Consider the following 11578-nt stretch of genomic DNA (forward strand, 5'->3'; position numbering starts at 1 on the left):
TATCCGCCGACACGGCGTAAAGGGCGTTGATCCGGCCGACCCGTGTCGGAACCGATGATTACCATCGGCAGGGTGATCACGCTGGATATCCCCTATACGGGCCACGTCGCGCCGGGTTCGAATCCGCAGCAGCGCGATGTGCCGGGCGCCCGGATCGTCAAGATGTCGGTCGGCGGTATGGACAACAACGTCTATCTGGTGCAGGACACCGCCACCGGTGACGCGGTGCTGATCGACGCCGCCAACGAATCCGAACGCATCCAGGCCCTGCTGGACCAGGAGGTGCCCGGCCGGCTGCGGCTGATCGTCACCACCCATCAGCATTTCGACCACTGGCAGGCCTTGAGCGCGGTGGTCGCCGACACCGGCGTACCGACCGCCGCCCACGCCCTGGATGCCGAACCGCTTCCGGTGCGGCCGGACCGGCTGCTGGCCGACGGTGACACCGTCTCGATCGGTGAACTGGAATTCGAGGTCGTCCACCTGCGCGGACACACCCCGGGTTCGGTCGCGCTGGCGCTCACCGACGGCTCCGGGCGCACCCATCTGTTCACCGGCGACTGCCTGTTTCCCGGGGGCGTCGGCCGCACCACTTCCCCGGAGGATTTCGATTCCCTCTACAGCGACGTCACCACCAAGGTGTTCGACCGCTTCGGCGACGATACGGTCGTCTACCCGGGCCACGGCGACGACACCACCCTGGGTGCCGAGCGTCCGCAGCTCGCGCAGTGGCGGCAACGCGGTTGGTGAGCGGTTCCGGTGCCCGGCAGCGGTGAGGATCCGGCGCTCCGCAATCGTGGCGTGACCGAGCACTGGCACACTCGGGGAATGCCCTCGGCCCTCACCCATCCCGCCCCGACCCGCACGCCCGTCGCGCCGCGCCGTCCGCGCGGATCGGCGGTCGCGCGCTGGGTGCGCCGGGTGATCGCCGGCACCGTCCTCATCGGGGTCGTGCTCGTCGGCGGGACCGCTTTCCGGGTCTGGCAGGTGGCGCGGATCGACGACTACAGCCGTGCCGACGCGATCGTGGTGCTGGGCGCCGCGCAATACGACGGCACCCCGTCCTCGGTTTTCGAGGCCCGGCTCGGCCAGGCCTATCACCTGTACACCAAAGGTGTTGCGCCGCTGGTGATCACGGTCGGCGGAAAACAGGTGGGCGACAACTACACCGAGGCCGCCTCCGGTAAGAACTATCTGAAGAATCGCGGCGTGCCCGCCGACCGGGTAGTGGCCGTGGAGACCGGATCGGACACGCTGCAGAGTATCGAGGCGGTCGCCTCCGCGATGCGGGCTCGCGACCTGTCCTCGGCGGTGCTGGTCAGCGATCCGTGGCATTCGCTGCGCACCCGCACCATGGCCCGCGACGCCGGTCTGGACGCGTGGACCGCGCCGACGCGCACCGGCCCGGCGGTCTACACCCGGGAGTCCCAATTCCACGGCATCGCCCGCGAAACCGGTGCGCTGCTGTGGTATCAGCTCACTCACTTCTCCGCGGATTTCAAATACACCGCGGAGCAGTGAGAAACGTACCAGGCGGTATTCCCCATGAGTTTCGACGCGATGCCCGAATGCCCGTATGTCGACAGCGATCACGAGCGCATGGTGTCCGAGACCTCGCCCACGGCGGGGTTGCGGTGGTCGCCCGCACCGGCGCGGCGCAGCGACTTCGCGCGGGACCGGGCACGGGTGCTGCATTCGGCGGCGTTGCGGCGACTTGCCGACAAAACCCAGGTGATGGGTCCCCGCGACGGCGACACACCGCGCACCCGGCTGACCCACTCGCTGGAGGTCGCCCAGATCGGGCGCAGCATCGCCGAGGGGCTGGGCTGTGACGCGGACCTGGTCGATCTGGCCGGGCTGGCTCACGACATCGGCCATCCGCCGTACGGCCACAACGGCGAACGCGCCCTCGACGAATTCGCCGACGCCTACGGCGGGTTCGAGGGCAACGCCCAGAATCTCCGGATTCTGACGAGGTTGGAGCCGAAGGTCTTCGATGCGTCGTGGGAGAGCTACGGCCTCAACCTGACCCGCGCCGCCCTCGACGCCACCGTCAAATATCCGTGGGGCAGAACGGCTTCCGGGTCGAAGTTCGGTGCCTACGACGCCGATCTGGACCGGCTGAGCTGGGTCCGCAAGGGTGCGCCCGAGCGGCGGCAGTCGTTGGAATCGCAGGTCATGGACTGGTCCGATGATGTGGCGTACTCGGTGCACGATGTCGAGGACGGGGTCATCGCGGGCCGGATCGATCTGCGGGCGCTCGCCGATCCGGCCGAACAGGCCGCCCTCGCCGAACTGGGCCAGCGCCAGCACCGCGACCTGTCCGCCGACGATCTGATCGCGGCCGGTCAGCGGCTCTCGCAGCTGCAGGTGATCGCCGAGGCCGCCGGCTACGACGGCACCCTGCGCGCCTCGGTCGCGCTCAAGCGGCTGACCAGCGATCTGGTCGGCCGGTTCGCGACCGCGGCGGTCGAGGCGACCCGTGCCGCATGGACCGGGCAGTCGCTGTGCCGCTACGCCGCCGACCTCGAGGTGCCGGCCGTGGTGGCCGCGGAGGTCGCGCTGTTGAAAACGGTCGCCCTGCGGTATGTGATGTCGGACCCCGAACATCACAAACGCCAGGCCGAACAGCGCGAGCGCATCCGATTCGTGGCCGACCGCCTGCTGGCCGGCGCCCCCCAGGGCCTCGACCCGATCCTGCTGCCGTGGTGGGAGGCGGCCACCGACGACACCGCCCGCGTGCGCGTGATCGTCGATCAGATCGCCTCCTACACCGAGAGCAGGCTGGAACGGATCGCGGCCCGCTGACCCCGGTCGTCGGCGTGGGCCGGCCGGTACGCGGCTAGACTCGCATTTTGTGGCAGGTCGACTTCCGGATCGCGATATCGCGGCAATACGTGAACGCGTACGCATCGAGGATGTCGTCGGTGAATATGTGTCGCTCAAGCGTGCCGGTGCGGACTCGCTGAAGGGGTTGTGCCCGTTCCACGACGAGAAGTCGCCGTCGTTCCACGTGCGGCCGAACCACAGCCACTTCCACTGCTTCGGCTGTGGCGAGAGCGGTGACGTGTTCGCGTTTCTGCAGAAGATCGACCACGTCGGATTCGTCGAGGCGGTCGAGCAACTGGCCGACCGGATCGGCTACAAGATCAATTACGAGGGCGGCGGGACCTCGGTGCAGCGCGACCGCGGCACCCGTTCCCGCCTGGTCGCCGCCAATGCGGCCGCGCACGAGTTCTATCAGGCGCAACTGCGCGAACCGGGCGCGGAGGTGGCTCGCAAGTATCTCACCGACCGCAATTTCGATGCCAACGCCGCGCGGCATTTCGGCTGCGGTTACGCCCCGGCCGGTTGGGATACGCTGACGAAATACCTGCTGCGCAAGGGTTTCGACATCAAGGAGCTGGAGGCGGCGGGGCTGTCCAAGCCCGGCCGGCACGGCCCCATCGACCGGTTCCACCGCCGGCTGCTGTGGCCGATCCGGAATCTGAGCGGCGACGTCATCGGCTTCGGCGCCCGGCGCCTGTTCGACGACGACCAGATGACCGCCAAGTACATCAACACGCCGGAAACGGTGTTGTACAAGAAGTCTCAGGTGCTGTTCGGGCTCGACCACGCCAAGCGGGAGATCGCCAAGAGCCACCAGGCGGTGGTCGTCGAGGGCTACACCGATGTGATGGCCATGCATCTGGCGGGTGTGACGACCGCGGTCGCCTCCTGTGGCACCGCCTTCGGCGACGAGCACCTGTCGATGCTGCGCCGGTTGCTGATGGACGACAATTTCTGGCGCGGTGAGATCATCTACACCTTCGACGGTGATGCCGCCGGCCAGGCCGCGGCGCTGAAGGCCTTTTCCGGTGACCAGAAACTGGCCGGGCAGACGTATATCGCGGTCGCCCCCGACGGGCAGGACCCGTGCGAATTGCGTCAGCGTTCCGGCGACGGCGCGGTCCGCGATCTGGTGGCCCGGCGGGTCCCGTTGTACGAGTTCGTGATTCGCGGCCTGCTCGCCGACCACAACCTAGACACCCCCGAGGGGCAGGTGGAGGCGCTGCGGCGTGCGGTGCCCGTGGTGGCGCAGATCAAGGACAACGCGCTGCGCAAGGCGTATGCCACGAAGCTGGCCGGGTGGGTCGGCTGGGACGACATCCAGCTGGTGGTGCGACGGGTCGGTGACCACGCCCGCCGCGGTAAGCCGGTGAAGGGCGTGCCCGGCCGCGAAGCGGCCACCGAGACAGCGGTCGCGGAGTCGGCCGCCGCCCGCCCGAATCCGGGCGATCCGGTGCTGCTGCCGCAGCGGCAAGTACTCGCCGCCGCCCTGCAGTATCCTGCGACCGCGGGACCGATCTTCGACAGTCTCGAGCCCGAAGCGTTCACCCACCCCGCTTACATCGCCGTGCGCGCCGCCCTCGCCGCCGCCGGTGGCACGGCAGCGGGACTCGGTGGCGCGGAATGGGTTTCGCGCGTCGCCGACCACACCGACGATCTGATGCTGCGCGCACTGGTCTCCGAACTGGCCGCCGAGCCGCTCCCGGTCAAATCGATGGACGACATCCCCCGGTTCATCTCCGGCGTGCTGGCGCGGGTGCAGGAGGCGTGGGTCGGCCGCCAGGTCGCCGCGCTCAAGTCGAAACTGCAGCGGGTCTCGTCGACCGAACAGCCGGACGACTACATGGCCCTGTTCGGCGATCTGGTCGCCCTGGAGCAGTACCGCAAGAGCCTGCTCACCCAGGCCATGGGCAACTCGGATGATTTCAACGTGGCCTGATCGTTCCGGGGGTCATGTCCGATGCCGCCACCTGGCGACCCGTGGTGGAGCGGCTCGGACTGCCCAATCCGGTGGTGACGACCAATCGCCGCGGACGGGTGCCGAGCGCCCGCTGGGAGCCGACTGCTCCGTGCGGACCGAAATCGACGACTTGCACCACATCCTCGACGCCCTCGGCGCGGCGGTGGAGCTGTTCGGATGGAGCTACGGCGGACTGATCGCCCTGGAGGCGGCCTGCGAGCGGTCGGCTCTGCGGTCGGTGATCGCCTACGAACCGGTATCGGCGCCCTTCGCCCCCGCCGCGATCCCCGCGCTGCGCGCCGCCGTCGACCGCGATGATCTGGATGGGGTCGTCCGGCTGGTCAACACCGATGTATCCGGCTTCTCCGCGGAATATGTTGCCGCCCTGCGGGAATCGCCGACGTGGGCGGTGCTGCGCCCGCTGGCGGCCCCGCTGCCGACGGAACTCGCGGCAATCGAGGCCTACCGAGTGGACCTGCGGCGGTATCGCGCCCTGAGCGTCCCCGTGACCCTGCTGGGCGAACTCAACGCGAACGCCGAACCGTACGGCACCGCATTCGACCGGATCGCCGGCGCACTGCCGCAGGCCCGCATCGACCAGCTACCGGGGCAGGGGCATCTGGCGCACGCGCAGGCGCCGCACCTGCTCGCCCGCCACATCGCCGCGGCGGTACGCGCGGGCTCGGTGGCCGACGCGGAGCCAGGGAAAATCAGCTCGGCCGGTAGGTAGGTGCGCCCAGTGACACGCTGCCCGGCGGGGACGTCGGGCAGCGAAGTCACAGGGATCCTGGCTCAGCGGCGGAGCTGGTCCTGGGGGACGAGGACGGTGGTGCGCTCGTCGATCGGTTCCATGGGCTCGAGCCGCGGCTGGGTATTGAGGCGGTCCGACAGCTTCTGGCGGCTGGCCTGAACCAGTTTGCGGGTGACCGGGCTGGCGGCGACAGCACGGGTGGTCTTGCTGATCTGCTCGTAGCGAGCCCGCCCCGCCTTGGCCCCCAGCACATAACCGGCTGCGACGCCGATGATCAACCGCAGCATTCTTTCGGGCTCCTCCCAGTAGCTGTCCGCGCCGTACATCCTGCCCGACATCGAGCCGGACTGTCGATCCGGCACCACCTTGCCAGACCCCACCGACAATTTCCGATCCTTACCGCCGGGCTCTCGAAATCTCCACCCGCACACTTTGGTTGGAGACCGCGGTCAGGGCCGTGCCGCCCGCCCCCGACACGCCGCTGCGTTCCGCATTTCCCCAGCTCCCGGGCCGATTTGGGGAGCGGACCGGACATAAGCTAAAGTTTGTGCTCGGCCGGCCCGCACGGGCTGACCGGAGCAATCCCCTATAGCTCAATTGGCAGAGCAGCCGACTGTTAATCGGCAGGTTTCTGGTTCGAGTCCAGATGGGGGAGCAGAAAACGGCCCCTGGCCTGTGGGAACGTACCACAGACCAGGGGCTGTTCTCGTTCTGAGAGTCGTGGTCGGGGCGAACGCCGATCGCCCGATTCGGGATCCTCACCGCCGGGCGGTCGCAGGGCTCGGGGATACGATGTGCGCCGCGAACGGGCTCACGAGGAGATCGATGGACGAGGCGGCATACGAGCAGGCGAGTCCCGCTGTGCAGGCACGCATCCGGGACAGTTTCGAGCGGCAGGGGCTGATGCGTCATCTGGGCGCCCGGCTCGCCCATATCGGTCCGGGGCGGGTACACATCGAACTGCCGCACCGGCCCGAGGTGACGCAGCAGCACGGGTATGTGCATGCCGGCGCCACCAGCGCGATCGCGGACAGCGCCGGCGGATATGCGGCATACACGCTGTTCCCCGACGACTCCTCGGTGCTGACGGTGGAGTACAAGATCAATCTGCTCGCCCCGGCCGAGGGGGATCACCTCGAGGCGGTCGGTGTCGTCCTCAAATCGGGGCGCACGCTGACCGTGTGCAGGCTGGAGGTGTTCGGGGTCCGCGACGATCGGCGCACACTGATCGCGACCGGTCAGCAAACGTTGATCTGTCTGAGCGGCGCATCCGATCAGCCGATCCGGAAGCCGTAGCCGACGATCCCCGGACGGGAGTTGATCTCGGCCAGCACACCCTCGATGCCGGAGAACCAGAACGGGCCGGCCGGTGTCGTGGGGTTGATCTGCGAGTCGATGCCCACCAGACCCGTGCCCTGGTAGGCGGGGGAGCCGCTGTCGCCGTTGAGGCCCGGGACGGAGGTGTGGATCACATTGTCGGTGACCGAATCGACCTGGCCGCTGGTGGTGCGGGTGGTGCTGCCGTATTTGTCGAGGCGGCTGCCGGGGGCCGGCACCGCACCGACGTGATCGATCACGGCGCCGTTCGGGGCCACGGTCGAGATGCCGATGCCGGGGCGCAGTGCGATGACGGCCCAGTCACTGGTCGAATCCGATTGCAGCAGCGCCCATTTCGATGTCCAGCTGGCGTAGCGCCCGATTCTGCCGATGGCGGGGGCGACGACGCTCTGCCCGGGGCTGAACATGCAGTGGCCGGCGGTGAGCGCCACCGCGTTGCCCGCTGCGTCGTGTCCGGCCGCGGTGATCGTGCAGAGGCCGAGCGAGGTGCCGGGCCCCACCACCCGGGCGGGCGAATCGGCGGGGGCCACCGCCGGCGCCGCCAGGACGACGGCTCCGGCCAACAGCGCGGCTGCGATGATCGATTTCTTCATCTTCTCGGTCATGGCGCCCTCGGCGTCACTCCTCCCTCCCGCCCGCGGTGCCAGTATGGCATCCGCCGCGGCCGGATCGCGGGGGTGTGGGCTCCACGCGCGGCTCCATCACCACCGGCGGCGCGCAGGCCATCCCGACCACCCCGAGTGCCCGCAACACCTCGTTCTGATAGAAGCGGTAGGCGAGGTCGCGGTCCAGCGGGGCTGCACCCTCGGCGCGGGAACCGATGCTCACCCGCGGATTCAGTTGGCGTAGAGAAGGATTCGGCCAGGCGCCGCCGCCGTGCAGCTGCACGGCCAGGTCCACCAGGCGTTCGCGGAGGCGGTCGACGAAGTCGGCCTCGGCCGCTGCGCGGGTTCGTTCCGGTCGGTGCGGGTGACCGGGAGAACCGCGACCTCGTCGACCGGTCCGGGACGGCCCCGCAGAAGTTCGGCATGCGGGGCCGAGCCGAGCGGCGTGATCACGGCGCCGGGACAGGCCGCGGCCAATGCGTACAACGCCGGCATCGCGTACAGGAGGTCGCCGAGTGTGCCGCCGCGCAGGACCACGATGCGCCGCACGTCCGGCACGATGTCGCCGATCGGGCCGATGCGCGCACGCTCGGTCGCCGGAACAGGGGCGGGCCGGTGCGGCCGTCGTGGTTGGGGCTGTCGTCGTCTCGGACATACCGCAGCCCTACCCGTGCGCGCGCGACTCAGTCCTGCCGAATCTGCGGCTCGCCTGGTCGTCGGGCAGTTCTGCTCCGGACAGTTTGCATCGCGTCTGCGCGGGCATGCCGACCACGAACCGGTTCGGAAGTCGAACGATCGAGCCGGTCGCAAGTCGCATATATCCACGGTTTCCGCGAGCTATGGCGTAGTTCGAAAGCGCGAGGTCCACCGGCGTCGCGCGGATCGGAGGAAGCGTGAAGATTGCGATGGTGTCCGAACACGCCAGCCCGTTGGCTCCCCTGGGTGGCGTGGACGCGGGCGGGCAGAACGTGCATGTGGCCGAGCTCGCCGCGGGACTGGCCCGGTTGGGGCACGACGTGCGGGTCTATACCCGCCGAGACGACCCCGACATCCCCACTGAGGTCCTGGTGGGGGCGGGATATCGCGTGATCCACGTTCCGGCCGGCCCGCCGGAGCACATCCTGAAGGACGATATTCTGCCGTTCCTCGACGATTTCGCCGCATTCCTGCGACAGGAGTGGAGTGCCGATCCGCCCGATGTGGTGCACGCGCATTTCTGGATGTCGGGTATCGCCGCCGAACGCGCCGCAGGCGATCTCGCCGTTCCGGTGGTGCTGACCTTCCACGCCCTGGGCACCGTGAAGCGTCGCTATCAGGGGCTGGCCGACACCAGCCCGCGCTCTCGCATCCAGTCCGAGCGCCGGGTCGCGGCCGGTGCGACACATATCGTCGCGACCTGTTCCGACGAGGTCCGGGAGCTGGGCAGGATGGGGGTGCCACGCGAGCGCACGTCGGTGGTGCCGTGCGGCGTGGACCTGTCGCTGTTCACTCCCGACGGTCCGGCCGAGGAACCCGGCGCGGCGCGGCGGATCGTCTCGGTCGGCCGCATGGTGCGACGGAAGGGATTCGACACGGCGATCGCGGCGTTGTCGGAAGTTCCCGATACCGAACTGGTGATCGCGGGTGGTTCGCAGGGTGCCGAGGACGAGGCCGAGCAAACGCGATTGCGTGCGGTGGCCGCGGAATACGGTGTGTCGCAACGAGTCCGGTTCCGCGGGCCGGTGCCGCGGGCCCAGCTGCCGATGCTGTTGCGCTCGGCCGACGCCGTGGTCTGCACGCCGTGGTACGAGCCGTTCGGCATCGTTCCGCTCGAGGCGATGTCGTGCGCGAAGCCCGTGGTCGCCACCGCGGTCGGCGGAATGCTCGACACCGTCCTCGACGGCGTGACCGGTCGCCTGGTGCCCTCGGGTGACCCCGCGGTTGTGGCGGAGGTCCTGTCGGGCCTGCTCGATACCCGGCAGGCGCGCCAGGCGATGGGGGAGGCGGGTCTGCAACGAGCCCGCGCACGGTATTCGTGGGATCGGATCTCCAGGGATACCTCGGCGGCCTATCGACGGACCGCCGCCACGGCCGCTGCGGGCGACATCGCATCGTCCGCTCGCTGACATCAGGAGAAAACTCGCGGATGAATCAACCGACTCGCCCCTGGGCTATGGAACTCGGCCCCTGGGCAATGTCGTCATCACCGGTGGCGTCCGGGCGCTGCGACCGTGAACGCGGCGCGCGCCGCCGGTGGCGTCCAGTTGGTCATCGATCGGAACCGCCCCGATATTGACGTGGATTGGGAGCAAGCCGATCTCGCGGATTCGGCCGCGGCCGAGGAGGCTAAATGCGCCCGGGCCGGCGGCCACATCGACGGCATGTTCACCGCCGCCGGTATCGATGCCTGCGGCCCGCTGGAGAAGATGGGCGCGGCCGCCTGGGAGCGGGTGGTCCGGGTGAATCTGCTCGGTACGGCGGCGTGATCCGCGCCGCGCTGCCGCCGCTGCGCGCGCCGCGCGGTCACGTCCTCACCTGTGCCTCGACCCTGGGATGCGGGCGCTGCCCGATGCCACCGCGTATTGCGCGTCGAAATTCGGGGTTGTGGGATTCACCCGGACGCCGGATCGCTTCGCCACCGGTGTCGGACACCTCGCCGGCGTGGTGGGGGCCGCCACCCCGATCCGGCCCATATCGCCCTGTGGGCGGGGCATATCGGCGATCCGCGCGCCACCGAACCGGACCCTGGACTGCTGCAGATCGGGACCTGTCAGGTCATCGCGGCGGCGATTCGGCAACTGCGATGTTTCGGCCCCGATTCCGGTGGTATCGCCCCGTCGTTCCATTCCCGAACGGACAGTACCGAGAGAGGAGAAACGATGAGCCAGAAGGTGAATCCCATTCAGGTGCAGAAGTATCTCTCCGGCGTGGACTATCCGTGTGACCGCCGCGATATCGTGCGCGCGGCGCGGAACAACGGCGCCGGCGCGGAGATCGTCGACGCGCTCGAGAGCATGCCCGACCGTATGTTCGACGGACCGAACGCGGTGAGCGAGGCCATGTCCTGACCTGAATGCACCTGGGCCGCCCGCGGTGCGGGCGGCCCAGGCTGTATCGATGGGCAGTGCGTGTCAGAACGTGAATTGATCGCCGTACGCGGTGGTTTGGACCAGACCCGTCGCCGTCGACACCGTGGTGGAGACGAACGGGACGGCCGCAACCGGGGACGCGCATTGGGAGACGTTCAACGCGGCGTTGTTGAAGGCGATGTGATAGGGGAACGTGGTCGTGTTGTCCAGGGTGGCCGTCGCGGTGGTGGCGGTGGTGACCTGACCGGGACCGATGTTCGCGTCCAGATTCTCGGACAGTCCCAGGGAGCCGCCGACGCTCGGCCCGAGGTCGAAACCGGGCGGCGATACTCCGGGCAGCGTCGCGCTGCCGGACGTGGTCGGCAGGGCAGGGGTGGTGGGAGTCGTCGTGGGGGGAGTCGTTGTAGGGGGAGTCGTCGTGGTGGGGGTGGTCGTGGTCGGGGTTGTCGTGGTGGTGACCGTCGTGGTGGGCGCAACACTCGTGCCGACAGCCTTGGTTTGGGTGGTCGTGGGGGGAGTTGTCGTAGTGCGGGCGGTGGTGGAGGAGGCGCCGGTACCGCTGGGGGTGGTCGTGGTCGGAGTGGCGCTACCGGTGGTCGCGATGGGCGCGGCGGCGGTCGTCAGCGACGGTGGCGTGAACGTCGGGGAGATGCTCAGTTGCAGCCCTTGGTTGGGCGAAATGCCTACGTCGATGCCGCCTGCCACGCTGATCCCGCAGCCGAGCAGGAATCCCGCGACCGCCTGACCCGAGGTGATCGGGTCGCCTTCGACGTTGACCGAGAAATTCCCGGACAACTGCGCGGCATGCGAGAACGTCATGAGATAGTTCGGTGTCCGGTCACCGGGTGGGTTCACACCTATGTTGTCCACCGACGCGGTCAGATGGACTCCCGAACCTGTCACGTCCGTGCCGGGTGGCTGGGCGTGACTCGTTTCGCTGCCGCCGGTCCATAAGATCGACGCGACGGCGGTAACCGCGGCGATACCCGTCGCGGCGGCGATGAGAGGACGTCGCATAGCTGGATCC

General features: G+C 68.9%; 13 protein-coding genes, 1 tRNA gene and 1 pseudogene. 10 read left to right on the forward strand and 5 right to left on the reverse strand.

The genetic code is table 11. The features are described from left to right. Positions 1-54 precede the first annotated feature (54 nt). From NE2_RS08925 to NE2_RS08945, 5 genes are all read left to right on the forward strand, one after another. On the forward strand, positions 55-750 hold the full coding sequence (locus NE2_RS08925) for an MBL fold metallo-hydrolase (RefSeq protein WP_030512879.1): 696 nt from the start codon (positions 55-57) through the stop codon (positions 748-750). Positions 751-828: 78 nt separating this feature from the next. Continuing rightward, positions 829-1521 carry a YdcF family protein gene (locus NE2_RS08930; RefSeq protein ID WP_030512880.1) on the forward strand — a complete coding sequence of 231 codons (693 nt, stop codon included), beginning with the start codon at positions 829-831 and terminating at the stop codon, positions 1519-1521. A gap of 24 nt (positions 1522-1545) precedes the next feature. Continuing rightward, positions 1546-2808 (forward strand): deoxyguanosinetriphosphate triphosphohydrolase, encoded by a 1263-nt coding sequence (locus tag NE2_RS08935; protein WP_267468903.1) that lies wholly within the window; start codon positions 1546-1548, stop codon positions 2806-2808. 49 nt (positions 2809-2857) lie between these two features. Beyond that, positions 2858-4768 (forward strand): DNA primase, encoded by a 1911-nt coding sequence (gene dnaG / locus NE2_RS08940; protein WP_063025500.1) that lies wholly within the window; start codon positions 2858-2860, stop codon positions 4766-4768. Positions 4769-4898: 130 nt separating this feature from the next. Continuing rightward, positions 4899-5519 (forward strand): alpha/beta fold hydrolase, encoded by a 621-nt coding sequence (locus tag NE2_RS08945; protein WP_063025501.1) that lies wholly within the window; start codon positions 4899-4901, stop codon positions 5517-5519. Between the two features lie 62 nt (positions 5520-5581). Here NE2_RS08945 and NE2_RS08950 read toward each other — a convergent pair whose 3' ends face one another. Continuing rightward, complete coding sequence (locus NE2_RS08950; RefSeq protein WP_036499775.1) at positions 5582-5827, reverse strand: hypothetical protein; 246 nt, start codon at positions 5825-5827, stop codon at positions 5582-5584. A 295-nt stretch (positions 5828-6122) separates the two neighbouring features. On the opposite strand from NE2_RS08950, the gene NE2_RS08955 reads away from it, so the two are divergent. Both NE2_RS08955 and NE2_RS08960 read left to right on the forward strand, forming a co-directional pair. After that, positions 6123-6195 (forward strand) — tRNA-Asn (locus NE2_RS08955). Positions 6196-6365: 170 nt separating this feature from the next. After that, on the forward strand, positions 6366-6836 hold the full coding sequence (locus tag NE2_RS08960; protein ID WP_030512885.1) for a PaaI family thioesterase: 471 nt from the start codon (positions 6366-6368) through the stop codon (positions 6834-6836). On the opposite strand, the gene NE2_RS08965 is transcribed toward NE2_RS08960, so the two are convergent. Genes NE2_RS08965 through NE2_RS08975 form a run of 3 tightly spaced genes read right to left on the reverse strand, consistent with a single transcriptional unit; the run spans position 6815 to position 8032 of the window. Then, positions 6815-7483 (reverse strand): trypsin-like peptidase domain-containing protein, encoded by a 669-nt coding sequence (locus tag NE2_RS08965; protein ID WP_063025502.1) that lies wholly within the window; start codon positions 7481-7483, stop codon positions 6815-6817. The genes NE2_RS08960 and NE2_RS08965 overlap by 22 nt on opposite strands. Before the next feature lie 13 nt (positions 7484-7496). Beyond that, entirely contained in the window at positions 7497-7706 is a 210-nt protein-coding gene (locus NE2_RS08970; protein ID WP_063025503.1) for a hypothetical protein, read from the reverse strand. A gap of 8 nt (positions 7707-7714) precedes the next feature. Then, complete coding sequence (locus NE2_RS08975; protein ID WP_146165286.1) at positions 7715-8032, reverse strand: glycosyltransferase family 9 protein; 318 nt, start codon at positions 8030-8032, stop codon at positions 7715-7717. 344 nt (positions 8033-8376) lie between these two features. Here NE2_RS08975 and NE2_RS08980 point away from each other — a divergent pair, with 344 nt between their 5' ends. From NE2_RS08980 to NE2_RS08990, 3 genes and pseudogenes are all read left to right on the forward strand, one after another. Next, positions 8377-9588, forward strand: a complete 1212-nt coding sequence (locus NE2_RS08980; protein ID WP_063025505.1) for a glycosyltransferase — start codon at positions 8377-8379, stop codon at positions 9586-9588. A 40-nt stretch (positions 9589-9628) separates the two neighbouring features. After that, positions 9629-10132: pseudogene (locus NE2_RS37000) on the forward strand (SDR family oxidoreductase); the annotation flags it as partial. 209 nt (positions 10133-10341) lie between these two features. Then, on the forward strand, positions 10342-10530 hold the full coding sequence (locus NE2_RS08990; protein WP_030512889.1) for a DUF2795 domain-containing protein: 189 nt from the start codon (positions 10342-10344) through the stop codon (positions 10528-10530). A gap of 63 nt (positions 10531-10593) precedes the next feature. Here NE2_RS08990 and NE2_RS08995 read toward each other — a convergent pair whose 3' ends face one another. Next, positions 10594-11568 (reverse strand): MspA family porin, encoded by a 975-nt coding sequence (locus NE2_RS08995; protein ID WP_063025507.1) that lies wholly within the window; start codon positions 11566-11568, stop codon positions 10594-10596. Between the last annotated feature and the right edge of the window lie 10 nt (positions 11569-11578).

The sequence above is a fragment of the Nocardia elegans NBRC 108235 genome (assembly GCF_001612845.1).
GTDB lineage: Bacteria > Actinomycetota > Actinomycetes > Mycobacteriales > Mycobacteriaceae > Nocardia > Nocardia nova.

Bases quoted from the DNA above. Each gene is read 5' to 3' on its own strand.
- NE2_RS08925 (WP_030512879.1), top strand. From the start codon at position 55: ATGATTACCATCGGCAGGGTGATCACGCTGGATATCCCCTATACGGGC.
- NE2_RS08930 (WP_030512880.1), top strand. From the start codon at position 829: ATGCCCTCGGCCCTCACCCATCCCGCCCCGACCCGCACGCCCGTCGCG.
- NE2_RS08935 (WP_267468903.1), top strand. From the start codon at position 1,546: ATGAGTTTCGACGCGATGCCCGAATGCCCGTATGTCGACAGCGATCAC.
- NE2_RS08950 (WP_036499775.1), bottom strand. From the start codon at position 5,827: ATGCTGCGGTTGATCATCGGCGTCGCAGCCGGTTATGTGCTGGGGGCC.
- NE2_RS08960 (WP_030512885.1), top strand. From the start codon at position 6,366: ATGGACGAGGCGGCATACGAGCAGGCGAGTCCCGCTGTGCAGGCACGC.
- NE2_RS08965 (WP_063025502.1), bottom strand. From the start codon at position 7,483: ATGACCGAGAAGATGAAGAAATCGATCATCGCAGCCGCGCTGTTGGCC.
- NE2_RS08990 (WP_030512889.1), top strand. From the start codon at position 10,342: ATGAGCCAGAAGGTGAATCCCATTCAGGTGCAGAAGTATCTCTCCGGC.
- NE2_RS08995 (WP_063025507.1), bottom strand. From the start codon at position 11,568: ATGCGACGTCCTCTCATCGCCGCCGCGACGGGTATCGCCGCGGTTACC.